At 64.8% G+C, this 26,173-nt stretch carries 22 protein-coding genes and 1 other RNA gene; 3 read left to right on the plus strand and 20 right to left on the minus strand.

What is annotated here, in order from left to right:
• Positions 1-103: 103 nt before the first annotated feature.
• Entirely contained in the window at positions 104-2,839 is a 2,736-nt protein-coding gene (gene secA / locus RTW82_RS00165) for a preprotein translocase subunit SecA (protein ID WP_316923930.1), read from the minus strand.
• 117 nt (positions 2,840-2,956) lie between these two features.
• Positions 2,957-3,883 (minus strand): M23 family metallopeptidase, encoded by a 927-nt coding sequence (locus RTW82_RS00170; RefSeq protein WP_021218765.1) that lies wholly within the window; start codon positions 3,881-3,883, stop codon positions 2,957-2,959.
• 79 nt (positions 3,884-3,962) lie between these two features.
• Here RTW82_RS00170 and RTW82_RS00175 point away from each other — a divergent pair, with 79 nt between their 5' ends.
• Positions 3,963-4,424, plus strand: coding sequence for a DciA family protein (locus RTW82_RS00175; protein ID WP_316924331.1), 462 nt, complete (start codon positions 3,963-3,965; stop codon positions 4,422-4,424).
• A 99-nt stretch (positions 4,425-4,523) separates the two neighbouring features.
• On the opposite strand, the gene lpxC is transcribed toward RTW82_RS00175, so the two are convergent.
• The 18 genes from lpxC to rsmI form a co-directional block, all read right to left on the minus strand.
• On the minus strand, positions 4,524-5,435 hold the full coding sequence (lpxC, locus tag RTW82_RS00180; RefSeq protein ID WP_021218767.1) for a UDP-3-O-acyl-N-acetylglucosamine deacetylase: 912 nt from the start codon (positions 5,433-5,435) through the stop codon (positions 4,524-4,526).
• A gap of 112 nt (positions 5,436-5,547) precedes the next feature.
• A complete protein-coding gene (gene ftsZ / locus RTW82_RS00185; protein ID WP_316923931.1) occupies positions 5,548-6,735 on the minus strand; it encodes a cell division protein FtsZ in 1,188 nt (395 codons plus the stop codon).
• A 47-nt stretch (positions 6,736-6,782) separates the two neighbouring features.
• On the minus strand, positions 6,783-8,033 hold the full coding sequence (ftsA, locus tag RTW82_RS00190) for a cell division protein FtsA (protein ID WP_021218769.1): 1,251 nt from the start codon (positions 8,031-8,033) through the stop codon (positions 6,783-6,785).
• A gap of 16 nt (positions 8,034-8,049) precedes the next feature.
• A complete protein-coding gene (locus tag RTW82_RS00195; protein WP_021218770.1) occupies positions 8,050-8,913 on the minus strand; it encodes a cell division protein FtsQ/DivIB in 864 nt (287 codons plus the stop codon).
• A gap of 4 nt (positions 8,914-8,917) precedes the next feature.
• Positions 8,918-9,865, minus strand: coding sequence for a D-alanine--D-alanine ligase (locus RTW82_RS00200; protein WP_184488712.1), 948 nt, complete (start codon positions 9,863-9,865; stop codon positions 8,918-8,920).
• On the minus strand, positions 9,862-11,319 hold the full coding sequence (murC, locus tag RTW82_RS00205; RefSeq protein WP_316923932.1) for a UDP-N-acetylmuramate--L-alanine ligase: 1,458 nt from the start codon (positions 11,317-11,319) through the stop codon (positions 9,862-9,864). Before murC ends, RTW82_RS00200 begins: the two co-directional genes overlap by 4 nt.
• Positions 11,312-12,382 carry an undecaprenyldiphospho-muramoylpentapeptide beta-N-acetylglucosaminyltransferase gene (gene murG, locus RTW82_RS00210; protein WP_043241417.1) on the minus strand — a complete coding sequence of 357 codons (1,071 nt, stop codon included), beginning with the start codon at positions 12,380-12,382 and terminating at the stop codon, positions 11,312-11,314. Before murG ends, murC begins: the two co-directional genes overlap by 8 nt.
• A complete protein-coding gene (gene ftsW / locus RTW82_RS00215) occupies positions 12,379-13,587 on the minus strand; it encodes a putative lipid II flippase FtsW (RefSeq protein ID WP_316923933.1) in 1,209 nt (402 codons plus the stop codon). Before ftsW ends, murG begins: the two co-directional genes overlap by 4 nt.
• On the minus strand, positions 13,587-14,933 hold the full coding sequence (murD, locus tag RTW82_RS00220; RefSeq protein ID WP_316923934.1) for a UDP-N-acetylmuramoyl-L-alanine--D-glutamate ligase: 1,347 nt from the start codon (positions 14,931-14,933) through the stop codon (positions 13,587-13,589). Before murD ends, ftsW begins: the two co-directional genes overlap by 1 nt.
• A gap of 7 nt (positions 14,934-14,940) precedes the next feature.
• Positions 14,941-16,023, minus strand: coding sequence for a phospho-N-acetylmuramoyl-pentapeptide-transferase (gene mraY, locus RTW82_RS00225; RefSeq protein WP_021218776.1), 1,083 nt, complete (start codon positions 16,021-16,023; stop codon positions 14,941-14,943).
• A 2-nt stretch (positions 16,024-16,025) separates the two neighbouring features.
• Positions 16,026-17,390: a UDP-N-acetylmuramoyl-tripeptide--D-alanyl-D-alanine ligase gene (locus tag RTW82_RS00230; RefSeq protein ID WP_316923935.1), complete on the minus strand. Its 1,365-nt coding sequence runs from the start codon at positions 17,388-17,390 to the stop codon at positions 16,026-16,028.
• Positions 17,383-18,846: a UDP-N-acetylmuramoyl-L-alanyl-D-glutamate--2,6-diaminopimelate ligase gene (locus RTW82_RS00235; RefSeq protein ID WP_316923936.1), complete on the minus strand. Its 1,464-nt coding sequence runs from the start codon at positions 18,844-18,846 to the stop codon at positions 17,383-17,385. The genes RTW82_RS00230 and RTW82_RS00235 overlap by 8 nt, the downstream gene beginning before the upstream one ends.
• Positions 18,846-20,579 (minus strand): peptidoglycan D,D-transpeptidase FtsI family protein, encoded by a 1,734-nt coding sequence (locus RTW82_RS00240; RefSeq protein ID WP_021218779.1) that lies wholly within the window; start codon positions 20,577-20,579, stop codon positions 18,846-18,848. The genes RTW82_RS00235 and RTW82_RS00240 overlap by 1 nt, the downstream gene beginning before the upstream one ends.
• Positions 20,576-20,869 carry a cell division protein FtsL gene (gene ftsL / locus RTW82_RS00245; RefSeq protein WP_021218780.1) on the minus strand — a complete coding sequence of 98 codons (294 nt, stop codon included), beginning with the start codon at positions 20,867-20,869 and terminating at the stop codon, positions 20,576-20,578. Before ftsL ends, RTW82_RS00240 begins: the two co-directional genes overlap by 4 nt.
• The gene (gene rsmH, locus RTW82_RS00250) at positions 20,866-21,813 is read right to left on the minus strand and encodes a 16S rRNA (cytosine(1402)-N(4))-methyltransferase RsmH (RefSeq protein WP_316923937.1); all 948 of its coding nucleotides are present in this window, start codon (positions 21,811-21,813) and stop codon (positions 20,866-20,868) included. The genes ftsL and rsmH overlap by 4 nt, the downstream gene beginning before the upstream one ends.
• Positions 21,810-22,265 (minus strand): division/cell wall cluster transcriptional repressor MraZ, encoded by a 456-nt coding sequence (gene mraZ, locus RTW82_RS00255; RefSeq protein WP_031287485.1) that lies wholly within the window; start codon positions 22,263-22,265, stop codon positions 21,810-21,812. Before mraZ ends, rsmH begins: the two co-directional genes overlap by 4 nt.
• A gap of 338 nt (positions 22,266-22,603) precedes the next feature.
• Positions 22,604-22,961: RNase P RNA component class A (gene rnpB, locus RTW82_RS00260), an RNA gene on the minus strand.
• 40 nt (positions 22,962-23,001) lie between these two features.
• The gene (gene rsmI / locus RTW82_RS00265) at positions 23,002-23,907 is read right to left on the minus strand and encodes a 16S rRNA (cytidine(1402)-2'-O)-methyltransferase (RefSeq protein WP_316923938.1); all 906 of its coding nucleotides are present in this window, start codon (positions 23,905-23,907) and stop codon (positions 23,002-23,004) included.
• Between the two features lie 89 nt (positions 23,908-23,996).
• On the opposite strand from rsmI, the gene RTW82_RS00270 reads away from it, so the two are divergent.
• Positions 23,997-25,808: a penicillin-binding protein activator gene (locus tag RTW82_RS00270; protein WP_316923939.1), complete on the plus strand. Its 1,812-nt coding sequence runs from the start codon at positions 23,997-23,999 to the stop codon at positions 25,806-25,808.
• On the plus strand, positions 25,805-26,173 hold the full coding sequence (locus RTW82_RS00275; protein WP_316923940.1) for a YraN family protein: 369 nt from the start codon (positions 25,805-25,807) through the stop codon (positions 26,171-26,173). The genes RTW82_RS00270 and RTW82_RS00275 overlap by 4 nt, the downstream gene beginning before the upstream one ends.

The raw sequence follows: 26,173 nt of genomic DNA on the forward strand, positions 1-26,173 counted from the left end.
CAGGTGAAGCGGCGGTGCCGGAGCGCCACCGTTCTGGGGATGTCGAGTTGAAAACGCCGCGAGCGGCTGAGCCGGTCGCGGCGTGGGGAACTACAGCTTAGCCTCAGCTGATCTGGCCGTGGCAGTGCTTGTATTTCTTGCCGGAGCCGCAGGGGCAGGGCTCGTTGCGGCCGACCTTGGGCTCGGTGCGGACCGGCGCAGCGGCAACGGCTACGTCGCCCTCTTCGCCCAGCTCCTGGGGTTCTTCGAGACCCGGGGCTTCGGCGTGCTGGAACTGCATGCGCTTGGCCAGCTCCTCGGCCTCGCGGCGCAGGCGGGCCTCTTCCTCGGCCGGGTCTTCACGACGGACCTGGACATGGGACAGCACACGGATGGTGTCGCGACGGATGGAATCCAGCAGCTCCTGGAACAGGGTGAAGGATTCGCGCTTGTATTCCTGCTTGGGGTTCTTCTGTGCGTAACCGCGCAGGTGGATACCGTGGCGCAGGTGATCCATGGTGGACAGGTGGTCCTTCCACAGGTCGTCCAGCACGCGCAGCAGCATCTGCTTCTCGAAGGAGCGCAGGGCTTCGGCGCCGGCGAGCTCTTCCTTCTCGTTGTAGGCGATGGTCAGCTGCTCGAGGATCTTCTCGCGCAGGGTGTCTTCGAACAGCTTGTCGTCTTCGTCCAGCCACTGCTGGATCGGCAGCTTGATGCCGAAGTCGCTGTAGAGCGCCATTTCCAGGCCGGTGATGTCCCACTGCTCGGGCAGGGACTGCGGCGGGATGTGGCTGTCGATGGTGCGACCCAGCACGTCTTCGCGGAACTCGGCGATGGTCTCGCCGATGTCGTCGGCGGCCAGCAGGCTGTTGCGCATGTGGTAGATCACCTTGCGCTGCTCGTTGGCCACGTCGTCGAATTCGAGGAGCTGTTTGCGGATGTCGAAGTTGCGACCTTCGACCTTGCGCTGGGCCTTCTCGATGGCGTTGGTGACCATGCGATGTTCGATGGCTTCGCCGGACTGCATGCCCAGGGCCTTCATGAAGTTCTTCACCCGGTCGGAGGCGAAGATGCGCATCAGGCTGTCTTCCAGCGACAGGTAGAAGCGGCTGGAGCCCGGGTCACCCTGGCGACCGGCACGGCCACGCAGCTGGTTGTCGATACGGCGGGACTCGTGACGCTCGGACGCGACCACGTGCAGACCACCGGCTTCGATCACCTGCTGGTGGCGCTTCTGCCAGTCGGCCTTGATCTGGGCGATCTGCTCTTCGGTGGCGTTCTCCAGGGCGGCGACTTCGACCTCCCAGTTGCCGCCGAGGAGGATGTCGGTACCACGACCGGCCATGTTGGTGGCGATGGTCACGGCGCCCGGACGACCGGCCTGGGCGATGATCTCGGCTTCCTTCTCGTGGTACTTGGCGTTCAGTACCTTGTGCTCGATACCACCCTTGACCAGCAGCTGCGAGACGTACTCGGAGCTTTCGATCGAGGCGGTACCCACCAGCACCGGACGACCATTGGCCTGGCAGTCCTTGATGTCGGTGATGATGGCGGCGTACTTCTCTTCCTGGGTCAGGTAGACCAGGTCGTTGAAGTCCTTCCGGGCGATCGGGCGGTGGGTCGGGATCACCATCACTTCGAGGCCGTAGATCGAATGGAATTCGAAGGCTTCGGTGTCGGCGGTACCGGTCATGCCGGACAGCTTGGAGTAGAGGCGGAAGTAGTTCTGGAAGGTGGTGGAGGCCAGGGTCTGGCTCTCGGCCTGGATGTTCAGGCCTTCCTTCGCTTCGATGGCCTGGTGCAGGCCTTCGGAGAGGCGGCGGCCGGGCATGGTACGGCCGGTGTGCTCGTCGATCAGCAGGACCTGATCGTTCTGCACGATGTATTCGACGTTGCGGTGGAACAGGGTGTGCGCGCGCAGGCCGGCGTAGACGTGGGTCAGCAGGCCCAGGTTGTGCGCGGAGTACAGGCTCTCGCCTTCGGCCAGCAGGCCGGCCTGGGTGAGCATGTCTTCGATGAACTGGTGGCCCTGTTCGTTGAGCTCGACCTGGCGGGTCTTCTCGTCGACCGAGTAGTGGCCTTCCTGGACGACGTTGCCCTCTTCCGGCTCGACGTGCTTCTTGAGCCGCGGGATCAGCGCGTTGATCTGCATGTACAGCTTGGAGCTGTCTTCGGCCTGGCCGGAGATGATCAGCGGGGTACGCGCTTCGTCGATGAGGATGGAGTCCACTTCGTCGATCACGGCGAAGTTCAGCTCACGCTGGAATTTGTCTTCCAGGCTGAAGGCCATGTTGTCGCGCAGGTAGTCGAAACCGAATTCGTTGTTGGTGCCGTAGGTGATGTCGGCGGCGTAGGCGGCGCGCTTTTCTTCCGGCGGCTGGAACGGGGTGACGATGCCGAGGCTGAGGCCGAGGAATTCGTACAGCGGACGCATCCAGTTGGCGTCGCGGCGGGCCAGGTAGTCGTTCACCGTGACCACGTGCACGCCCTTGCAGGACAGCGCGTTGAGGTAGACCGGCAGGGTACCCACGAGGGTCTTGCCCTCACCGGTACGCATCTCGGCGATCTTGCCTTCGTGGAGGGTCATGCCGCCGATCAGCTGCACGTCGAAGTGGCGCATGCCCATCACGCGCTTGCCGGCCTCGCGGGCCACGGCAAAGGCTTCAGGCAGGATCTGGTCGAGGGTTTCACCTTTGGCCACTCGCGCCTTGAACTCTTCGGTCTTGGCCCTGAGCTGCTCGTCGGACAGCGCGACCATCTGCTCTTCCAGGGCGTTGATCGCCTGGACAGCCTTGGCCATGCGCTTCACTTCGCGCTCGTTCTTGCTTCCAAAGAGTTTCTTCAACAAAGGCGCAAACATATCGACAGGATCTTCCACATATATGGATGGGGGGCGGCCCCGGAGTCGCCCACGCAGCCTTCATGGCTGCTTGCGAAGGGGGCATTCTACCCGGATTCGTTGTAGAGAAAAGTAGCGTTACTCCGCTGCTGCGGAACGAGCTATATAGAGGGCCGGGTTGACCACCTCACCGCCCCGGGTGACCTCGAAATGCACATGTGCGCCGGTGGATCGGCCACTGCTGCCGACTTCGGCGATGGCCTGGCCACGCTGCACCAGATCACCGACCTGCACCAGGTTCTTCTTGTTGTGTGCATAGAGGGTGCGATAGCCATCGGCATGGCTGATCTCGACCATGTTGCCGTAGCCGGTCTTGCGTCCGGACCAGGTGACGACACCTGCACCGACCGCCAATACATCGCTGCCAGCCTTGGCGGCGAAGTCCACGCCCTTGTGCCGGCTCAAGCGCCCCGTGAGGGGATCGGTGCGCACGCCGAAGGGCGAGGAGATGTAGCCCTGCAATACAGGGCGCCCGGCCAGGTGCTCGGCCGCACTGATGCGCCGTTCGCCCAGCAGTTGCTCGAGGACTTCCAGCTGCTGCTCGCGGCTTTCGAGGCGTTCGGTGAGGCTGTCCAGCACATCCATGAAGGGAGGAGCCTGGTAGGCGGGCGCGTCGAGGGGGTCTTCCGGGCCACCCTGGCCGACATTGAGGGAGAAGTCGAACTCGCTGGAGTCCAGCTCAGCCAGTTCGGCAACACGCTCGCCCAGCGCATCGAGCCGGGTGAGGCGGGCCTGGAGATCAGCGATATGCGCACCAAAAGCGTCCAGCTGGCGCTGGGCATCGGCCCGCGCCTGGCTCACCTGGCTGCGCTGCTCGTCGAGCGCGAGGGTCATCTGCTGGCTGTCTTCGGCGCTGGGCGCGGCCGGTTTGATCCAGGCGCCCAGGGCGATCCCCGATGCGAGAACCAGCGCCAGCAGCACGCCACCGAGCGCCAGGAGAACGCGCAGGTCGAGGCTCAGCGAACGCGCTGCCCCATGCCTGCGGCTCAGAAGAATGATGTGCATGACTTCCCCAATTGTTCGAGCATTACCCGGTGCAGCCTTCTGCTACCATGGCCACTCTGTATTCTTCAGGCGTCCTGCCATGTCTTTTCGTCCCTTGCCGGCCCGGTCCCCCGCCGCACTGCTGCGTGAGGAAAAACCGCTCAAGGCCCTGTTCAACCAGGCCCAGCGCATCGACCATCTACAGCATCTGCTGGAAAGCCAACTGCAACCTGCAGCGCGCCAGCATTGCCGTGTCGCCTCGTGGCGAGAGGGCTGCCTGATGCTGATCATCAGCGACGGCCATTGGGCTACGCGCCTGCGCTACCAGCAACGTCGACTGCAGCGCCAGCTTCAGGCACTCGGAGAGTTCGCGACCTTAACGAAAATCATCTTCAAGGTGCAACCTCCCCAAGGCTCGGCACGTGCACCAGGCCGCACCATCGAACTGTCGGCCTTCGCCGCGGAAAGCATCCAGGCGACCGCCGAAGGCATCGAAGACCCGAAGCTGCGCGCCGCCCTGGAGCGCCTTGCCGAACGCGGCCGTAAAAACCGCGAAGACTGATCCTCCGCGACAATCCGCCGCTCTGCCCTCCCCTTTTTCCAGCACAAAAAAAAGAGGCCACCCAATGGGTGGCCTCCAAAGAAAGGAAAGAGGTATTGCTTACACGGCCGCTACCGGGCGCATGTAGGAGATGGGTGCGGTCTTGGCGTCTTCGAAGGTGACCACTTCCCAGGCATCCTTGTCGGCGATCAGTGCACGCAGCAGGCGATTGTTGAGTGCATGACCGGACTTGTAGCCACGGAACTCGCCGATGAGGCTGTTGCCGAGCAGGTAGAGGTCGCCGATGGCATCGAGGATCTTGTGCTTGACGAATTCGTCCTCGTAACGGAGGCCGTCTTCGTTCAATACGCTGTCCTCGTCAACCACGATGGCGTTCTCGACACTGCCGCCCAGGGCCAGATTGTGCGAGCGAAGGAATTCCAGATCACGCACGAAACCGAAGGTACGGGCGCGGCTGACTTCCTTGACGAAGGTGGTGCTGGAAAAATCGACAGACGCTTTCTGAGTGCGACCGTTGACCACCGGGTGGTCGAAGTCGATCTCGAAAGTGACCTTGAAACCATCGAACGGTACGAAGGTGGCGCGCTTGTCGCCATCCTGCACGCTCACTTCACGTTTGATGCGAATGAAGCGCTTGGCTGCGTCCTGTTCCTCGAGGCCAGCGGACTGGATGAGGAATACGAACGGACCGGCGCTGCCATCCATGATCGGTACTTCGGCTGCGGACAGCTCGACATAGGCGTTGTCGATGCCCAGGCCAGCCATGGCCGAGAGCAGGTGCTCGACCGTGCCGACCTTGACGTCGCCATTGAAAAGGTTGGTGGACATGGTGGTCTCACCGACGTTTTCGGCATAGGCGGCGATCTGGACGACGGGGTCCAGGTCGGTACGGCAGAACACGATGCCGGTATCCACAGGGGCGGGCTTGAGGGTCAGGTAGACCTTTTCCCCGGAATGCAGCCCTACGCCTGTGGCTCGGATGACGTTCTTTAAAGTGCGTTGTTTGATCATGGCAGTGGCCGCTTTCGCGCTAGTTGCGAACAGTTTTCAACAATGGCCGGGGATGATAGCAGAACCGGCCTTTGCTGAACACCAATCACAGACACAGCGTCGATAAACTTCATCAATCGGCCTGACGACGCAGGAAGGCCGGAATGTCCAGGTAATCCAGGTCATCCTGGGGGTTCATCTTGGCGGCGGTTGCGGCGCTGCCATGAGCCTGGTTGCGCATGACGGTCGGACGGTCCAGGTCACGGTAGTTGACCGACGGCTGTTCAGCGCGCTGCTGTGCCGGGGCGGCCACGGCGGCGGTGGACTGAACGGTGTTGTCGACGACCTTGACCGGTTTTTCCAGGCGCGCGCCCAGACCGGTGGCGACCACGGTGACGTGCAGCTCGTCGCGCATGTCCGGATCGATCACGGTGCCCACCTTGACGGTGGCGTGCTCGGAAGCGAACTGCTCGATGATGTTGCCGACATCGGAGTACTCACCCAGGGACAGGTCGGGACCGGCGGTGATGTTGACCAGGATGCCACGGGCGCCCTGCAGGTTGACGTCATCCAGCAACGGGTTGCGGATGGCTTCCTCGGTGGCTTCACGGGCGCGATTCGGACCGCTGGCGCAGCCGGTACCCATCATGGCCATGCCCATTTCGCTCATCACGGTCTTCACGTCGGCGAAGTCGACGTTGATCATGCCGGGACGCTTGATGATGTCGGAGATACCGCGAACGGCACCGGCCAGCACGTCATCCGCCTTGGAGAACGCGGACAGCAGGCTCGCGTCCTTGCCGAGGATGGTCAGCAGCTTCTCGTTGGGGATGGTGATCAGCGAGTCGACGCTTTCCGACAACGCACGGATGCCCTCATCGGCGATCTGCATGCGCTTGCGGCCTTCGAACGGGAACGGACGGGTCACCACCGCAACGGTGAGGATGCCCAGGTCCTTGGCCACTTCGGCAATGATCGGCGCCGCACCGGTACCGGTACCGCCACCCATGCCGGTGGTGATGAAGACCATGTCGGTGCCTTGCAGCACTTCGGCGATGCGCTCGCGGTCTTCCAGGGCAGCCTGGCGGCCGATTTCCGGATTGGCACCTGCGCCCAGGCCCTTGGTAACGCCTGGGCCGAGTTGCAGGACGGTGCGCGCACCGACGTTCTTCAGAGCCTGGGCATCGGTGTTGGCGCAGATGAACTCGACGCCTTCGATGTTGCTCTTGGCCATGTGATTGACCGCGTTGCCGCCGCCACCACCTACGCCGATTACCTTGATCACCGCGGTTTGCGGGACGTTATCTACGAGTTCGAACATTTCCCCTCTCCTTCCTTTTCTAGTTGTATCGCCTACTGCAAAACTCTTTAGAAGTTGCCCTGGACCCAGCGCTTGAGCCGTTCCAGAACAGGTGTCTTGGGTTCGTCACTGAAGCTGCCCAGGCCGCCGGACATCGAAATGCCGTCGGACTGCTTCTGCAGGCCGTACATGAGCAGGCCAACGCCGGTCGAGTAGATCGGGTTGCGCACCACGTCACTGAGCCCCTTGACGCTATGCGGCACGCCCAGGCGCACCGGCATATGGAAAATCTCTTCGGCGAGCTCGACCGCGCCCTCCATCTTCGCGGTGCCACCGGTCAGGACGATGCCCGCCGGGATCAGGTCCTCGTAGCCGCTGCGACGCAGCTCGGCCTGGATCAGGGTGAAGAGCTCGTCGTAACGTGGCTCGACCACTTCGGCCAGTGCCTGGCGCGAGAGTTCCCGCGGCGGGCGGTCACCGACGCTCGGCACCTTGATGGTTTCGCCGGCACCGGCCAGCTTGGCCAGGGCACAGGCGTAGCGGATCTTGATCTCTTCGGCGTACTGGGTGGGCGTACGCAGGGCCATGGCGATGTCGTTGGTCACCTGGTCGCCGGCGATCGGGATCACCGCGGTATGACGGATCGCGCCCTCGGTGAAGATGGCGATGTCGGTGGTGCCGCCGCCGATATCCACCAGGCACACGCCCAGCTCCTTCTCGTCGTCGGTGAGCACCGAGTAGGCCGAGGCCAGCTGCTCGAGGATGATGTCGTCCACCTCCAGGCCGCAGCGGCGCACGCACTTCTCGATGTTCTGCGCCGCGTTCACCGCGCAGGTCACCACATGCACCTTGGCTTCCAGGCGCACGCCGGACATGCCCAGGGGCTCGCGCACCCCTTCCTGGTTATCGATCACATAATCCTGGGCCAGGGTGTGCAGCACCCGCTGGTCAGCCGGGATGGCGACGGCCTGAGCGGCGTCGAGCACGCGCTCGATGTCCGCCGGGCTCACTTCGCGATCACGGATCGCCACGATGCCGTGGGAGTTCAAGCTGCGGATGTGATTGCCGGCCACGCCGACGAAGGCCGAGTGGATGCGGCAGCCCGCCATCATCTGCGCCTCTTCCACCGCGCGCTGGATGGACTGCACGGTGGACTCGATGTTCACCACCACGCCCTTCTTCAGGCCGCGGGAGGGATGGGTGCCGATCCCGACGATCTCCAGCTGGCCGTCGGCCGCGATCTCGCCCACCAGCGCCACCACCTTGGAGGTGCCGATATCCAGGCCGACGATCATCTTGCCGCTCTGCACGCTTGCCATGGTTCTAACCTTCTCCTCAATTCGCACGGCTGGCTACGGCCGCCGCGGGTGCCTCTACCGGGGTTCGCCACGCTACCGCCAAGCCGTTGGGGTAACGCAGGTCGACGCGCTCGATATTGGCGATCTGTTCTTTGAGCGTCTTCTCGTAGATCGAGATGAAGCGACGCATCTTTTCCACCAGATGATCCCTACCCAGGAGGATCTCCACGCCCTGTCCGGTGGACAGGAACCAGCTGCCGCGCTCGCGCAGCTCCAGTCGGGTGATGGAGAACCCGAGTGGGCGCAACATCTGGCTGAGCATCTGGTACTGCTGCATCACCTGTTCCTGGGCGCGCTGTGGCCCCCACAGCTGCGGCAGTTGTTCGTAATGGGCCAGTTCACGCGGGGTGAAGGCCTGGCCCTGGTTGTTCAGCAGTGCCTCGTCACCCCAGCGGGCGATCGGCAGTTGTTCTTCCAGGCGGATCATCACCTGGTCCGGCCACACCCGGCGCACCTCGGCGTGGGCGATCCAGGGCATCTGCTCCAGCTCGCTGCGCATGCCGGCCAGGTCGATGCTGAAGAAGCTCGCCGCGATGTAAGGGGCGATGCGCTGCTGCACCGCCTGCTGGCTGATGTAGCTCAGGTCGCCCTGCACGTTGATCTTGGCGATGGGGCGATCCGCATAGGGCAGCAACCGCTGCGCCGCTTCATAGGCACCGAACCCCAGCACCACCAGCACCACCGGCCAGACCAGGCGCTTGAACACGCTGAAGTTCGGCTTGGGCAGGCGGGTGCTGAGCGGCTCCTTGGCCACCATCCGGCTGGCACCACGCGGCACCGGCTTGCGCTGGGGAGCGCGGCCGATGGCGGGTTGCGGATGACGGATCGCGGCGCCACGCATGTGCTTAACCTCGTGCCTCGACGCTGTCGGCCAGGATCGCCAGCACCAGTTGCTGGTAATCCAGGCCCGCAGCGCGAGCGGCCATCGGGACCAGGCTGTGGTCGGTCATGCCTGGAACGGTATTCACTTCCAACAGCCAGAAGCGGCCGTCGGCGTCCTGCATCACGTCGGCACGCGCCCAGCCCTGGGTGCCCACCGCCTCGCAAGCGCGTGCGGTCAGGTCCTTGAGCTCCTGCTCCTTGGTCGCATCCAGCCCACAGGGAATCTGGTACTGGGTATCGCTGGCCAGGTACTTGGCGTCGTAGTCGTAGAAGGTGTGCGGCGTACCCAGGCGAATGGGCGGCAGCACCTGCCCGCGCAGCATGGCGATGGTGTACTCCGGGCCGTGGATCCACTGCTCCACCAGCACCTGGGAGTCGTAACGGCTGGCGCCTTTCCAGGCCTCCACCAGCGCTTCGACATCCGCCACCTTGGCCATGCCGATGCTCGACCCTTCGTGGGCCGGCTTGACGATCAGCGGGAAGCCCAGGGACTCGGCCGCTGCGCGGCAATCCGCCTCGCTGGCCAGCACCGCGTGACGCGGCGTGGACAGGCCGAGGCTCTGCCACACCTGCTTTGTCCGCAGCTTGTCCATCGCCAGGGCGGACGCCAGCACACCGCTGCCGGTGTAGGGGATGCCCAGGCACTCCAGCAGGCCCTGCATGCTGCCGTCTTCGCCGCCACGGCCGTGGAGGACGATGAAGGCGCGGTCGATCTTCTCGGCGGCCAGGCGCTGCAGCAGGTCATCGCCAACGTCGATACCGAAGGCGTCGACGCCTGCGCCCTGGAGCGCTTCCAGAACCATGCTGCCGGACTTCAGCGACACTTCACGCTCGGCACTGCGACCGCCGTAGAGCACGGCGACACGACCGAACGCCTTGGGATCGAGCGTGGACTTCAGGTTCGCACTCATGACTCTTTCCTCGCGGCGGCATCACCGGCGCCACCGAACATCGGGTTCTGGATCAGTTGCGGGGCCAGGCCACCAATATCGCCGGCGCCCTGGCAAAGCAGGATGTCGCCAGCGCGCAGCAGCGGCTTGACCAGCGGCGCCAGGTCGACGCCGCGCTCGATGTAGATCGGGTCCAGCTGGCCGCGCTGGCGGATGCTGTGGCACAGCTGGCGGCTGTCCGCACCGGGGATGGGCTCTTCGCCCGCCGGGTAGACCTCCATCAGCAGCAGCACGTTGGATTCGCCAAGCACCTGCACGAAGTCGTCGTACAGGTCACGGGTGCGGCTGTAGCGGTGCGGCTGGTAGACCATCACCAGGCGGCGCTCCGGCCAGCCACCCCGTACGGCCTTGATCACCGCCGCGACTTCGCGCGGGTGGTGGCCATAGTCGTCGACCAGCATCACGCTGCCGCCTTCGACCTGCAGCTCGCCGTAGACCTGGAAGCGCCGGCCCACGCCCTGGAAGCCCGACAGGCCACGGACGATGGCCTCGTCGTCGATGCCTTCATCGGTGGCGATGGCGATGGTCGCCAGCGCGTTCAATACGTTGTGGTTGCCCGGCATGTTTACCGAGACATCCAGCGGCGCACGGTCCTTGCGCAGCACGGTGAAGAAGGTCTGCATGCCCTGCTGGCGCACGTTGATGGCGCGCAGGTCGGCGTCCTCAGCGAAGCCATAGGTCACGGTCGGGCGCGCCACCTGCGGGAGGATCTCGCGCACCACCGGGTCGTCCACGCAGAGCACTGCCAGGCCATAGAACGGCAGGTTGTGGAGGAACTCGACGAAGGTCTTCTTCAGCTTGTTGAAGTCGCCGCCATAGGTGCTCATGTGGTCGGCGTCGATGTTGGTGACCACGGCGACCATCGGCTGCAGGTGCAGGAAGCTGGCATCGCTTTCGTCGGCTTCGGCCACCAGGTAGCGGCTGGTACCGAGCTGCGCGTTGGTGCCGGCGGCATTCAGGCGCCCGCCGATGACGAAGGTCGGGTCCAGGCCGCCGGCGGCGAATACCGAGGCGATCAGGCTGGTGGTGGTGGTCTTGCCGTGGGTACCGGCAACGGCGATGCCGTGGCGGTAGCGCATCAGCTCGGCCAGCATCTCGGCGCGCGGTACCACGGGAATGCGGCGCTCCAGGGCGACGGCGACTTCCGGGTTGGCCTTGTTCACCGCACTGGAAACCACCAGCACATCGGCATTCTCGGCATTCTCGGCGCGGTGGCCGATGAAAATCTGCGCGCCGAAGCTCTCCAGGCGCGCGGTCACGGCCGACGCCTTGAGGTCGGAGCCGGAGACGCTGTAACCGAGGTTTAGCAACACCTCGGCGATCCCGCACATGCCCACGCCGCCGATGCCGACGAAGTGGATGCGGCGGATACGGCGCATTTCCGGTTGCGGCATGGCTTTCTGGTTCTCAACCATGGGCCACCTCCAGGCAGATATCGACCACGCTGCGGGTGGCATCGGGCTTGGCCAGACTGCGGGCGATAGCGCCCATGGCCTTGAGTCGTTCGGGTTGCATCAGTACCTCGGTCAACCGCGCGGCGAGTGTGGCCGCGTCGGTGGCATGTTGCGGGAGAAGGAAGGCCGCGCCCTCCTTCGCCAGGTAATCGGCATTGCGCGACTGGTGATCGTCGATCGCATGGGGCAGCGGCACCAGGAAGGACGGCAACCCGGCGGCGGCGAGCTCGCTGACGGTCAGCGCGCCGGAGCGGCAGATGACCAGATCGGCCCAGGCATAGGCCCGCGCCATATCCTTGATGAAGGGGGCGACCTCGGCTTCGACACCGGCTTCGCGATAACGCTCCGCGGTGACCCCATCGTGATTCTTGCCGGCCTGGTGGAACACCTGCGGCCGCAACTCGGCGGGCAGCAAGGCAACGGCTGCCGGCAGCAATTTGTTCAACGGCTCGGCACCCAGGCTGCCGCCCAGCACCAGCAGGCGCGGCGTGCGGCCGGCCAGTGCGTCGCGCGGGGTTTCCAGGAACAGCTCTTCGCGCACCGGGTTGCCGGTGGTACGGCGCTTGTCGCTGGTCCCGAAGGTATCTGGGAAGGCTTCGCACACGCGACTGGCGAAGGGCGCCAGGCTGCGGTTGGCGGTGCCGGCGACGGCGTTCTGCTCGTGGATCACCAGCGGTACGCCGGCCAGGCGCGCGGCCAGGCCGCCGGGGCCGGTCACGTAGCCGCCCATGCCCAGTACGCAAACGGGCTTCAGCTCGCTTACCACACGGCGCGCCTGGAACAGCGAGCGCACCAGGGCGAAGGGCGCCTTGAGCAGGGATTTCACCCCCTTGCCACGCAGGCCGGTGACCTGGATCAGGTGCAGCGGCAGGCCGGCCTGGGGCACTAGGTCGTTCTCGATGCCGCGCGGGGTGCCCAGCCAGTGCACGCTGTAGCCACGGGACTGGAACTCACGGGCGCAGGCCAGGGCGGGGAACACATGCCCACCGGTGCCGCCCGCCATGATCAATACGTTGCCACTCATGGGCGCACCTCTTCTTCGAGGAAGTCGCTCTCGACGAACTCGATGTCTTCATTGCCCAAATGGGTCCGGCTCTCCCATTCGATCCGCAGCAGCAGCGCGAGGCAGACGCAGCAGATCACCAGGGAGCTGCCGCCGTAGCTCAGGAACGGCAGGGTCAGGCCCTTGGTCGGCAGCAGGCCGACGTTCACGCCGATGTTGATCAGCACCTGGCCGATCCACTGGAAGGCCAGGCCATAGGCCACATAGGCCGAGAAATACTGGCGGGCGCGCTCGGCGCACAGGCCGATGTGCAGCGCGCGCACGCTGACGAACACGAACAGGCCGACCGTCGCCAGTGCGCCGACCATGCCCAGCTCCTCCGCCAGCACGGCGAAGACGAAGTCGGTATGCGCCTCGGGCAGGTAGAACTGCTTCTGGATGCTGTTGCCCAGGCCGACGCCGAACCATTCGCCACGGCCGAAGGCGATCAGCGCCTGGCTCAACTGGTAGCCGGCGCCGTACTGGTCGGCCCAGGGGTCGATGAAGTTGGTCAGACGCTGCATCCGGTAGCTCTGGCTGGTCATCACCAATATCCCGGCCCCCAGTACCGCACCGACCAGCGGTACGAAGCGCACCAGGTTGATGCCGCCGAGGAACAGCATGGCGATGCAGGAGCCCACCAGCACCACGGTGGCGCCGAAGTCCGGCTCCGCCAGCAGCAGCACGGCAATGGGGCCGAGCACCAGCATGGGCTTGATGAAGCCGGTGAGCTTCTCGCGCACTTCATCCTGGCGACGCACCAGGTAGCCGGCGATGAACATCACGGTGAACAGCTTGGCCAGCTCGGACGGCTGCAGGTTGAACAGGCCGAAGCCGATCCAGCGCTTGGCGCCGTTGACCTCGCGGCCGATGCCCGGCAGCAGCACCAGGATCAGCAGCACGAAGGCGAGCAGCATCAGGCGCGCGCCATGGCGCTGCCAGAAGCTCATGGGCACCTGCAGGGTAATGATGCAGGCGACCCCGCCGATGGCCAGGTAGATCAGATGGCGAATGGAATGGTAGAGCGGGTTGCCGGACAGCGCAGCCGCCACCTCGGACGACGCCGAGGTGATCATCACCAGGCCCAGGCCGAGCAGCGCCAGGCAACCCGCGAGCAACGAGAAGTCCAGGTCGATGCCACGGCGACTGCGCAGTGGCGACTGCAGGGCGAACAGGCGGGCCAGCATCAGACGAGGCCCTCCGCAGCCTGGGCGAACAGACGCCCACGCTCTTCGAAGTTCTTGAACATGTCGAGGCTTGCACAGGCGGGCGACAGCAGCACGGCGTCCCCTTCCTGGGCGAGCTCGGCACTGCGGCTCACGGCCTCATCCAGGGTGCGCACCCGCACCAGCGGCAACGCATCCCCCAGGACGGCAGCGATCTGCTCGGCATCGCGCCCCAGCAGGACCACGGCGCGGCAGAAACGCGCAACGGGCTCGCGCATGCTGGAGAAGTCGGCGCCCTTGCCATCACCACCGGCGATCAGCACCAGCTTGCCGTCGATATCGGCACCCAAGCCCTCGATCGCCGCCAGGGCGGCGCCGACGTTGGTGGCCTTGGAGTCGTCGTAATAGGCCACGCCGTTGCGCTCGCGCACCCACTGGCAGCGATGGGCCAGGCCGGTGAAGGTCTTCAGGGTGTCCAGCATCGGCTCCATGGGCAGCCCTACGGCATGGCCGAGGGCCAGGGCAGCGAGAGCATTGGCCTGGTTGTGGGCGCCACGGATCTTCAGCTCGCGCACGGGTAGCAGCTTGTCGAACTGGAAGGCCAGGTATTTCTCGCCGCCCTCCTCGACCAGGCCGAAGCCCTTGAAGTCGGGTTTGTTGAGGCCGAAGGTCCAGCACGGCAGTTGGTCGGCCACCAGCGGACGGGACAACGCGTCACCACGATTGACCACCACCTGCCGAGCGCCGCGGAAGATGCGGTGCTTGGCCAGGTGATAGGCCTGCATGTCGGCGTAGCGATCCATGTGGTCTTCGCTGACGTTGAGCACCGTGGCCACCTCGGCATTGAGCCGATCGGTGGTTTCCAGCTGGAAGCTGGACAGCTCCATAACATACAGGTCGATGTCGTCGGCCAGCAGGTCCAGCGCCGGAGTGCCCAGGTTGCCGCCGACGGCGACCTTGCGCCCGGCCGCCAACGCCATCTCGCCCACCAGGGTGGTGACGGTGCTCTTGGCGTTGGAACCGCTGATGGCAACGATAGGCGCCTTGGCGTAGCGGGCGAACAGCTCGATATCGCCAGACAGCTTGACACCGCGCTTGGCCGCTTCCTGCAGCGCCGGGGTGGCCAGGGCCAGGCCGGGGCTCACGTAAAGCTCGCTGGCGCGGCTGAGGAAGTCCACGTCCAGTTCGCCGCAACGCACTTCCACGCCCGGGTACTGGGCACGCAGGGTGGCCAGCTCGGGCGGGTTCTCGCGCGTGTCGGCCACGGCGAAGCGCACGCCCTGGCGCGCCAGGAAGCGCACCAGGGACATGCCGCTCTTGCCGAGGCCGACAACAATGCGGAACTGGTCGGAAGCGATCAGGCTCATGGTCTCCTCAACGCAGCTTCAGGGTGGCGAGGCCGATCAGCACGAGGATCACGGTAATGATCCAGAAGCGCACGATCACGCGGGGCTCGGGCCAGCCTTTCAGTTCGAAGTGGTGGTGGATAGGGGCCATGCGGAATACACGACGGCCGGTCAGCTTGAACGAGGCGACCTGGATCATCACGGACAGGGTCTCCATGACGAACACGCCGCCCATGATGAACAGCACCACTTCCTGGCGCACGATCACGGCGATGGTGCCCAGGGCGGCGCCCAGCGCCAGGGCGCCGACGTCACCCATGAAGACCTGGGCCGGATAGGTGTTGAACCAGAGGAAGCCGAGGCCGGCACCGACCAGGGCGGCGCAGAACACGATCAGCTCGCCCGCACCCGGCACGTAGGGGATGAACAGGTATTCGGCGAACTTGATGTTGCCCGACAGGTAGCAGAAGATCCCCAGCGCGCCGCCGACCATCACGGTCGGCATGATCGCCAGGCCGTCCAGGCCGTCGGTCAGGTTCACCGCGTTGCTCGAGCCGACGATCACGAAGTAGGTCAGCACGATGAAGCCCGCGCCCAGCGGGATGCCCACATCCTTGATCAGCGGCAGGATCAGGGTGGTCTCCACCGGGCTGGTGGCGGTCATATAAAGGAAGACCGCCGCGCCGATACCGAACACCGATTGCCAGAAGTACTTCCAGCGGCTCGGCAGGCCACGGGAGTTCTTCTCGATCACCTTGCGGTAGTCGTCCACCCAGCCGATGGCGCCGAACAGCAGGGTCACACCGAGGACCACCCAGACGTAGCGGTTGGACAAGTCGGCCCAGAGCAGCGTGCTGATGCCGATGGCGGTAAGAATCAGCGCGCCACCCATGGTCGGCGTACCGGACTTGGAGAGGTGCGATTGCGGCCCGTCGTTGCGCACGGACTGGCCGATCTGGCGCACCTGCAGGGTGCGGATCATCCAGGGTCCGAGGCACAGCGACAGCGACAGCGCCGTGAGGACGCCGAGAATCCCGCGCAGGGTCAGGTACTGGAACACCCCGAACCCCTTGTAGAACTGTTGCAGGTACTCAGCGAGCAGCAGCAGCATGATTAGTGAGCCTCCCCCGTTCCGCAGATGGCCGCGACGATCTTCTCCATCGCCGCGCTGCGAGAACCTTTGATCAGAATTGTTGTGTTGGCGTCCTGCTCGTCGACCAGGGCCTGGATAAGGCTGGACTGATCAGCGAAATGGCGCCCATCGTCGCCGAACGCGGCGACGGCGTGCGCCATCTGAGGACCGACTGCATAGAGCGCGCTGACCTTGCCCCGCGCGTGGAGACCCACGTCGCGATGACCCTGTTCGGCCCATTCCCCCAGCTCGCCCATGTCCCCGAGCACCAGAACGGTACGCCCAGGAAAACCGGCGAGTATATCAACGGCCGCGATCATCGAAGCCGGGTTGGCGTTGTAGCTGTCATCGATCACGCGCATACCGCTGGGCGCCAACTGCGCTACGGTGCGGCCCTTGACCGGTTGCAGGTTCTGCAGCCCCTCGCGGATACCGACCAGCGGTACGCCCAGGGCATGGGCAGCGGCAGCAGCGGCCAGGGCATTGGCGACGTTGTGCAGGCCCAGCAGGTTGAGCTGGATGTTCGCTTCCCCAGCCACACCCTTGAGCGTGAAGGCCATGCAGCCACGGGCATCGCGGACGATGGATTCGGCACGCAGGTCGGCATCCTCAGCCTTGAGGCCAAAGCTCAGCACCTGGCGAGCGCCATTGCGCTGGCGCCAGGTTTCGAAGGCCTTGTCATCGCGGTTGAGCACGGCAACGCCATCGGCAGCCAGGCCTTCGAGGATCTCGCCCTTGGCCAGGACGATCTTCTCCGGCCCACCGAACTCGCCGACATGGGCGGTACCGGCATTGTTGATGATGGCCACCTGGGGCCGGGTCAGGCCGACGGTGTAGGCGATTTCGCCGACTCGCGAGGCACCCAGCTCGATCACGGCACTGCGGTGTTCCGGCGCCAGTTCGAGCAGGGTGAGCGGGGCGCCCAGGTCGTTGTTCAGGTTGCCACGGGTCGCCAGGACCGGACCCTGGGTACGCAGGATGCTGGCGAGCATCTCCTTGACCGTGGTCTTGCCACTGGAACCGGTCACCGCCGCTACCTTGCCGGTAAACGCGTCACGATTGAGCGCGCCGAGCTGGCCGAGCGCCACTCGGGTATCGCCGACCAGCAGTTGCGGCAGGGGCGCGCCCGGAATCTCTCGCTGAACGAGCGCCGCGACAGCGCCCTTGCTGGCCACGTCCGCCAGGTAGTCGTGCCCATCGAAATTCGGACCGACCAGCGCGATGAACAGCTGGCCGGGCTCGACGCGCCGGCTGTCGGTGGTCACTGCCGAGAATGCAGCATCAGCACCGATCAGCCGGGCGTGCAAAGGCGTCTGCAGAGCGGAGAGGCGCATGGGCTCAAGCATGGCTCGCCCCCCAGGCGCCCAGGGCGGCCTCGGCTTCCTGCAGATCGGAGAACGGCAGGCGTTCGCCGTTGATTTCCTGGTAGTCCTCATGGCCTTTGCCCGCCAGCAGCACGACGTCGTCGCGCCCCGCATTGGCGATCAAACGGGCAATGGCGGCACCGCGTCCGTGCACGAACTCCGCCTTGGCGGCGTCAGCGAAACCAGGGCGGATATCGTCGAAGATCTGCGCAGGGTCTTCGCTACGCGGGTTGTCGTCGGTGACCAGCACATGGTCAGCCAGGCGCTCGGCCAGGCCGGCCATCAGCGGGCGCTTGCCGCGATCGCGATCACCACCGCAGCCGAACAGGCACAGCAGGCGACCACGGACGTGGGGGCGCAAGGCTTCGAGGACTTTTTCCAACGCATCGGGCGTGTGTGCGTAATCCACCACAACCAGCGGCTTGTCGCCGCCACCCAGGCGCTGCATGCGGCCGACGGGCCCTTGCAGGCCAGGCAGCGCACGGAGGATTTCATCCAGCGGGTAGCCCATGCCCAACAGGGCACCGACAACCGCCAGCAGGTTGCTCAGGTTGAAGCGGCCCAGCAACGGACTGCGCAGCAAGCCTTCGCCCTGGGGCGTCACAAGGCTGGCACGCACACCATCATCATCGAAGTGGGCTTCACGGCAATAGATGAAGGCCGACGCATCTTCCTGGCTGTAGCCGATGAGACGCGACTCATGCTCGTGCGACGCCAGTTCGCGGCCGAACGCATCGTCGAGGTTGATCACCCGGCAGCGCAGTTGCGGCCAGTCGAACAACCGGGCCTTGGCGGCGCCATAGGCTTCCATCGAGCCGTGGTAGTCGAGATGGTCACGGGACAGGTTGGTGAACACGGCGATATCGAAGGCGAGCGCGGCGACACGGCCCTGCTCCAGCCCATGGGACGACACTTCCATTGCCACCGCGCGGGCACCGGCCTGCTTGAGGTTGGCCAGGGTCGCCTGCACCGCCAGGGGATCGGGTGTGGTGTGGCGGCCGCTTTCCAGTTCGCCATGGAAGCCGGTACCCAGGGTGCCGACGATGCCGCAGCGCTCGCCGAGCAGGTCGAGGGCCTGGGCGATCAGCTGGCTGACGCTGGTCTTACCGTTGGTACCGGTAACACCGACCAGGTTCAGACCACGGCTGGGCTCGCCATAGAAGCGCCCGGCAATGGCCGAGAGCTGGCCGGCCAGGCCTTTGATGGCAACCAGCTCGGCGCCGCTGGCGTCGATGGCTGCCGTCCCTTCAGACTCATAGGCGACAGCAGTGGCACCACGCGCGATGGCGTCGGCGATGTGGGCACGGCCGTCTTGCTGAATACCCGGTACCGCCAGGAACAGATCGCCCGGACGCACCTTGCGGCTGTCCAGGGTCAGTTCACGGATGAGGGTGGCGCTTTCGGCCTGGGGCAACAATTGATTCAGTGGCATGGGCATCAGATACGCCCTCCTTTGCCGGTAGCCGCTGCTGCGGTCTGTTGTTCCTCGGTGGGCAGGTTGTCCGGGGCGATGTTCATCAGACGCAATGCGCCCGCCATGACCCTGCCGAATACGGGTGCGGAGACCAGGCCACCGAAGTAGCCGGCCTTGCTGGGCTCGTCGATCACCACCACCATCGCCAGACGCGGGTTGGTGGACGGAGCGAAGCCCGCGAACAGCGAGCGATAGGCGTTCTGGGTATAGCCCTTGGCGCCGACCGTAGCCTTGCGCGCCGTGCCGCTCTTGCCTGAAACGTGGTAGCCGGGCACCTGGGCCCGGAATACGCCGCGCGGCGCCTCGACCACTTGCTGGAGCATGCCCTGCATGGTCTTGGCGACCTCGTCGGGAATGACCTGGGCGCCGACCGGGACGGTATCGACCCGGGTCATGGACAGCGGAACCGCCTGCCCATGATTGGCCAGGGTGGCGTAGGCATGGACCATCTGGATCGCCGTGACCGACAGGCCATAGCCATAGGACAGGGTCGCGGTCTCGGCCTTGCGCCACTCGCGGTGGTTGGGCAGGTTGCCGACGCGCTCGCCGGGGAAGCCGAGGCCTGTGTCCTGCCCGAGGCCAAGCTGGCGCATGGTCTCGTAGATGGTCTCGCCACCGATGTCGAAGGCGATCTTGCTCATGCCGACGTTGCTGGAGTTGATCAGGATGCCCGTCAGATCGAGGATCGGGCCCTCGGTCTTGGAAACGTCCTTGATGGTGTAGCGACCGATCTGCAACGAGCCGGGGTAGACCTCGACCTTGTCTTCCGGTTTCCAGCGACCGCTCTGCAATGCTGCGGACATGGAGAACGGCTTCACGGTGGAGCCGGGCTCGAACACGTCGATCATGGCGCGGTTGCGCATGGCAGCCGGCTGCAGGTTGCGGCGGTTGTTCGGGTTATAGGTGGGCTGGTTGGCCATCGCCAGCACTTCACCGGTCTTGACGTCGACGATCACCAGGCTGCCGGCCTTGGCGCCGTTTTCCACCAGGGCGTTACGCAGCTCGCGGTGGGCGAGGTACTGCAGGCGCAGGTCGATGGACAGGGCCAGGGTCTTGCCCGGCTTGGCGTTCTTGCTGACCTGCACGTCCTTGATCAGCCGGCCACGACGGTCCTTGAGCACCTGGCGCTTGCCGGGCACACCCGCCAGCCACTGGTCGAAGGACAGCTCGACGCCCTCACGGCCACGGTCATCCACGTCGGTGAAGCCAACCACATGGGCAGTCACTTCGCCGGCCGGGTAGAAGCGGCGGAACTCTTCGATGGCGTACACACCCGGCAGCTTGCGGGCGAGGATGGCTTGCCCCTGCTCCGGAGTCAGGCCGCGAGCGAGGTAAAGGAATTCACGATTGGCGTTCTGATCGATGCGCTCGGCGAAGATCTTCGGGTCCTGCCCCAGGGTCGCGGCGATCACCGGCCACTGGTCGCGTACGGGCATCAGGTCCTTGGGGTTGGTCCAGAGGGTGGTGACCGGGGTGCTGACGGCCAGGGGCTCGCCATTGCGATCGGTGATCAGGCCACGGTGCGCAGGGATCGGGATGTGCCGCACGCTGCGCGCGTCACCCTGCCCCTTGAGGAAGTCGCGGTCGATGACATGCAGGTCGACGATGCGCCAGGAAATGGCCGCCACCATCAATGCGAGCAATGCCAGGACGACCCGGAAGCGCCAGGGATAGAGCGCCCCCTCGAGTTTGATCATGGCGCCACCATGCGGATTTCCGCAGGCTCGGGGATGCGCATCTTTAACTGCTCGCTGGCCAGCGATTCGATGCGGTTGTGCGCCGTCCAGGTGCTCTGCTCGAGCACCAGGCGCCCCCACTCGGCCTGCGCCTTGTCGCGCACGCTGAGCTCGGTATAAAGCTTGTTCAGCAGCTGCCTGTTCCAATGCGCGCTGTAAGACACGCCAATCGCGGAAACCAGCACCGCGATGAACAGCAGCAGCATCAGGAAGCTGCCGCCGGGCAGAGGCTTGGCATAGAGGCGGCTCATCTGAGCTTCTCCGCCACACGCATGACCGCGCTGCGCGAGCGCGGGTTGGCCTTGAGCTCTTCGTCAGAGGCGAATTGCGGCTTGCCCAGCAGCTTCAAGCGCGGCTCGAAGGCCGGCGGACGGATCGGCAGGTTGCGCGGCAGCTTGTCCGCTTCGCCCTTGGCATGCTTGCGCATGAACAGTTTGACGATGCGGTCTTCCAGGGAATGGAAGCTGATCACCACCAGGCGCCCGCCAATGGCGAGGTTCTCCAGGGCAGCGTCAAGGCCGCGCTCCAGATCGCCCAGTTCGTTGTTCACATGGATGCGGATACCCTGGAAAGCACGGGTAGCCGGGTTCTTGCCCTTCTCCCAGGCGGGGTTGGCGGCGGTCAGGACCGCAGCCAGATCAGAGGTGCGCTCGAAGGGCTTCTCGACGCGACGCTGTACGACGGCACGCGCCATGCGCTTGGCAAAACGCTCTTCGCCGTACTCCTTGAGTACACGGGCGATCTCGTCCTCGGGCGCGGTGGCGATCCACTGCGCCGCACTGACACCGCGCGTGGGGTCCATGCGCATGTCGAGGGGGCCGTCGTTGAGGAAGCTGAAACCGCGCTCGGCATCATCCAGCTGCGGGGAGGACACCCCGAGGTCGAGCAGCACGCCGTCCACCTTGCCCGACAGATTGCGCTCGGCAAGCTCGCCAGCCATCTCGGCAAAACTGCGTTGCACAATGACAAAGCGGCCGTCTTCGGCCGCCAGCGCTTGCCCTGTAGCTATGGCTTGGGGGTCTTTATCGAAACCGAGTAGCCGCCCCTCCTCGCCAAGATGCTGGAGGATGAGCCGGCTGTGCCCTCCGCGACCGAAGGTGCCGTCCAGGTAACAGCCGTCCGCACGCACGGCGAGACTCTCTACGGCCTCGTCGAGCAGGACGGTGATATGGCGGAAGCTGCTTTCGGTACTCACAGGATAAGGTCACGCAGTTCGTCCGGCAGGCCGCCGGGTTGTTTGATTGCCATGAGGTCCGCGTCGGAAATCGCGTTCCAGGCGTCTTCGTCCCAGATCTGGAACTTGTTCAACTGGCCGACCAGCATTGCCTTCTTGTCCAGGCCCGCGTACTCGCGCAAGCGCGGCGGGACCAGGAAACGACCGTTGCCGTCCAACTCGAGGTCGACGGCGTTACCGATCAGGAGGCGTTGCAGCCGACGGGTTTCTTCACGCAGGGACGGCAGCTCGCGAAGCTTGGCTTCGATGAGCTCCCACTCGGGCAGCGGATAAAGAGTCAAGCAGCGGTCCACGGCGTCGATCGTGACGATCAACTGCCCATCACAACGCGAAAAAAGCTCATCCCGATACCGGCTCGGCATCGCGATGCGCCCTTTGGCGTCGAGACTGATGGCATTTGCTCCGCGAAACACGGCTGCGTTTCCCCTTTTCTAGGCTTCCCGTACCAATTGATCCCACTTCATCCCACTTTGCACCACTTCCGCACACTATAGAAATGCGCGCGCCCCACCGTCAAGGCGGGCAAAGACGGAAAATTCCTTACAGGACGGAGATTTAGCGAGCTTTTGGGAGGGGGCAGAAGAGATATTGCAGAGGATTTCAAGCACAAAAATGAAGCACACCAGAACGCTGGAGCGCGAACTTAAAGTAATTTCTCAAGAGTAAGATTTTTTCGGCATTTCAGACGTGGTGCAAATTCGGTATTTCGGACGTGGGGCAAAGAAGGGGAATGAAGCGGAAGTGGGAAAAAGTGGAGAGTCGATCTGTAAGCCGGGTTCTGTCGTGGACAGTCATTCATCTACGGCTGCCATCACTGACAGCCTTTAGCAACCTACCCGAATCCGACGCGGGCCGCGCCAAGGATTCCTATTTGGTCTTGCTCCGAGTGGGGTTTACCTAGCCACGAACTGTTGCCAGTCGTGCGGTGCGCTCTTACCGCACCTTTTCACCCTTACCAGCGCTTGCGCGCTTAGGCGGTTATTTTCTGTGGCACTTTCCGTAGGCTTTCGCCTCCCAGGCGTTACCTGGCACTCTGCCCTATGGAGCCCGGACTTTCCTCCCTCTCAAAATCGCGAACGAAATGAGACAGCGACTGTCCGATCGACTCTCCGCCGCCAAGGGTAGCGGCAGGCCAGCATAAGAACAAGCTCAAGAATCGCCTTGGCGCTCCAGGGCGGCCTGGTAAAGCAGGTTCTTGCGCACCCCGGTGATCTCCGCAGCCAGCGCCGCAGCTCGCTTCAAGGGGAGTTCGCCCAGCAACAGATCGAGCACACGCAGCGCCTCGCCACTGATCGCATCCTCGCCCTCCGGCTCCTGCCAACCGGCCACCAGCAGCACACATTCACCGCGCTGCTGGTTGGAATCGGCAGCCACCCAGTCACGCAACGCCGAGAGCGGGGAGCCCTTGAGCGTTTCGAAGGTCTTGGTCAGCTCCCTCGCCAAAACCGCCGGGCGATCCTCACCGAAGACCGTGACCATATCCTCCAGGCACTCGAGCAGACGATGGGGCGCCTCGTAGAAGATCAAGGTACGCGGCTCTTCCTTCACCCGCTCCAGACGGGAGCGACGCCCCACCGCCTTGGCAGGCAGAAAGCCTTCGAAGATGAAGCGATCGGATGGCAGCCCCGCCGCCGAAAGCGCAGCAATGAGCGCACTGGGACCAGGCACCGGGACAACCGTGATACCGGCGGCCCGCACCTGACGCACCAGGTGATAGCCAGGATCGGAAATCAGCGGGGTACCCGCATCGGAAATCAACGCAACATCTTCGCCAGCCTGCAGGCGCGCCAGGAAACGACCACCCTCTTCTCGCTCGTTGTGATCGTGGCAAGCCGCCAAAGGCGTATTGATACCGAAATGCTGCAGCAGACGAACGGAATGACGGGTGTCTTCGGCAGCGATAAGCGCCACATCGCGCAGCACCCGCAGGGCACGGGCACTGATGTCGTCGAGGTTGCCGATCGGCGTGGCCACCACATAGAGCTTGCCCAAGGTGACAGCAGAGCCTGGGGAAACGGTCACAAGACACCTCGGAATTGACTTAAAGGCGCGCATTGTAGCCCGTTTCTGACCTCCAACATCGCACCCCGGGCGGGCCTTGGGTACAATCCCCCGCTTCTTTGATCGAGTACCGGGATCGTTAAATGATCGCTTGCCTGCGCCCGCTTTCCGCACTCTGCCTCGCCGGCCTGCTGGCCGCCTGCGGCAGTTCGCCCACCTCCAACCTCGGCGAACTGCCCCGCACGCCTCAGGCCAGCATCGAGCAGATGCTTCAGCAAGCGAACGACAGCAAGCCCGAGCAAGCGGCCTCGCTGCGCCTCTCCGCTGCCGACCTGGCATACAAGCAGCAGGATATCGGCCGCTCGGCACGCATTCTCGAGCAGGTCCAGCTCGACGGCCTCAAGCCCGCCCAGCAGGTATTCGCCAGCACGCTTGCCGCCGAACTGGCCATGGCACGCAACCAGCCGAAAAGCGCACTCAAGGCCCTGAGCCACCCCAGCCTCGAGCGCCTGGGTGAGCTGCCGGTCGAACAGCAGACCCGCACCCAGCTGGTTCGCGCCCGTGCCCTGGAAGCCGACGGCCAGAACCTTGCTGCAGCCCGTGAACGTGTATTCATCGCCCCGCTGCTCAATGGCGAAGCCGAGAAGACCAACCATGAAGCCATCTGGACGCTGGTCTCCAACCTGCCGGCTGACCAGCTCCAGGCGGGCGGCGACGCCGACCTCGCGGGCTGGATGGAACTGGCCCGTGTGACCAAAGGCGCCGGCACCCTGGAACAGCAGCAGGCCGCCATCGAGTCCTGGCGCACCCAGCACCCCCAGCACCCGGCCGCCGAAACGCTGCCCGCCCCGCTGGCGAAACTGAAGGAGCTGGCCAATCAACCCCTGACCAAGATCGCTCTGCTACTGCCCCAGGAAGGCCCTCTCGCCTCCGTGGCCCGCGCCCTGCGCGACGGTTTCCTCGCCGCCCACTACCAGGCCCAGCAGGCTGGCCAGAACCCTCCGGCCATCCAGCTGTATGACAGCTCGCACCTCAGCTCCCTGGACGACTTCTATCGCCAGGCCCAGGCCGACGGCGTGCAACTGGTGGTTGGCCCGCTGGAGAAGCCCCTGGTCAAGCAGATGAGCGACCGCGAACAGCTGCCCATCACCACCCTGGCCCTGAACTACAGCGACGCCGGCCAGGAAGGCCCCGCCCAATTGTTCCAGTTCGGTCTCGCCGCCGAAGATGAAGCCCGCGAAGTCGCTCGCCGCGCCTGGGGTGACGGCATGCGCCGCGCCGTGGCACTGGTGCCTCGCGGCGAATGGGGTGATCGCGTACTCAATGCCTTCCGCCAGAGCTGGGAGCAGTCCGGTGGCAGCCTGATCGCCGCTGAACACGTCGACCAACCGGTCGAGCTCGCCCAGCAGATCGCCGACCTGTTCCAGCTGCGCCAGAGCGAATCGCGCGCCAAGCGCCTGCAGGGCACGCTGGGCACTCAGGTTGCAGCCCAACCCTCCCGCCGCCAGGATGTCGACTTCATCTTCCTCGCCGCCACCCCGCAGCAGGCCCAGCAGATCAAGCCGACCCTGGCCTTCCAGTACGCGGGTGATGTGCCGGTGTATGCGACCTCCCACCTGTTTACCGGCAGCAACAACCAGGCGCAGTACCTGGACCTGAACGGCATCCGTTTCTGCGAAACCCCCTGGCTGCTGAACAGCAACGACCCGCTGCGCCAGGAGGTCGATCGCCAGTGGCCGCAAGCAGGTGGCAGCCTGGGCCGCCTTTACGCAATGGGCGTGGACGCCTATCGACTGGCTCCTCGCCTGAACCAGCTCAAGGCGCTTCCGGAAAGCCGCGTTGATGGCCTCTCCGGCAGCCTCAGCCTCAACCCCGCACAGCGTGTCGAGCGCCAGCTGCCCTGGGCCGAATTCCGTGACGGTCAGGTCCTGCGACTCCCCGACAGCGATTCTTGAACCAGCGACAATCCAGCGGGCAAGCGGCGGAAGCCCTTGCTCGCTCCCACCTCGAAAAGCACGGCCTGCGGCTCCTGGCCAGCAACTGGCGATGCCCTCGTGGCGAGCTCGATCTGGTCATGCTGGACGGCGATACAGTAGTATTCGTCGAAGTGCGCTACCGGCGGCATGCCGCCTGGGGCGGAGCGCTGGAAAGCGTCGATGCGCGCAAGCGCGCAAAGCTGATCACCACGGCGCAGCACTTCCTCCTCAAGGAGTCCCGCTGGGCAAGATACGCGTGCCGATTTGACGTGGTCGCCATCAACTCGATGGATGGCGACTCACCCCCGCGACTGACATGGCTGCAAAACGCCTTTGATACCTGA

Source organism: Pseudomonas sp. zfem005 (genome assembly GCF_032621735.1).
GTDB classification, from domain to species: Bacteria; Pseudomonadota; Gammaproteobacteria; order Pseudomonadales; family Pseudomonadaceae; genus Metapseudomonas; species Metapseudomonas solani.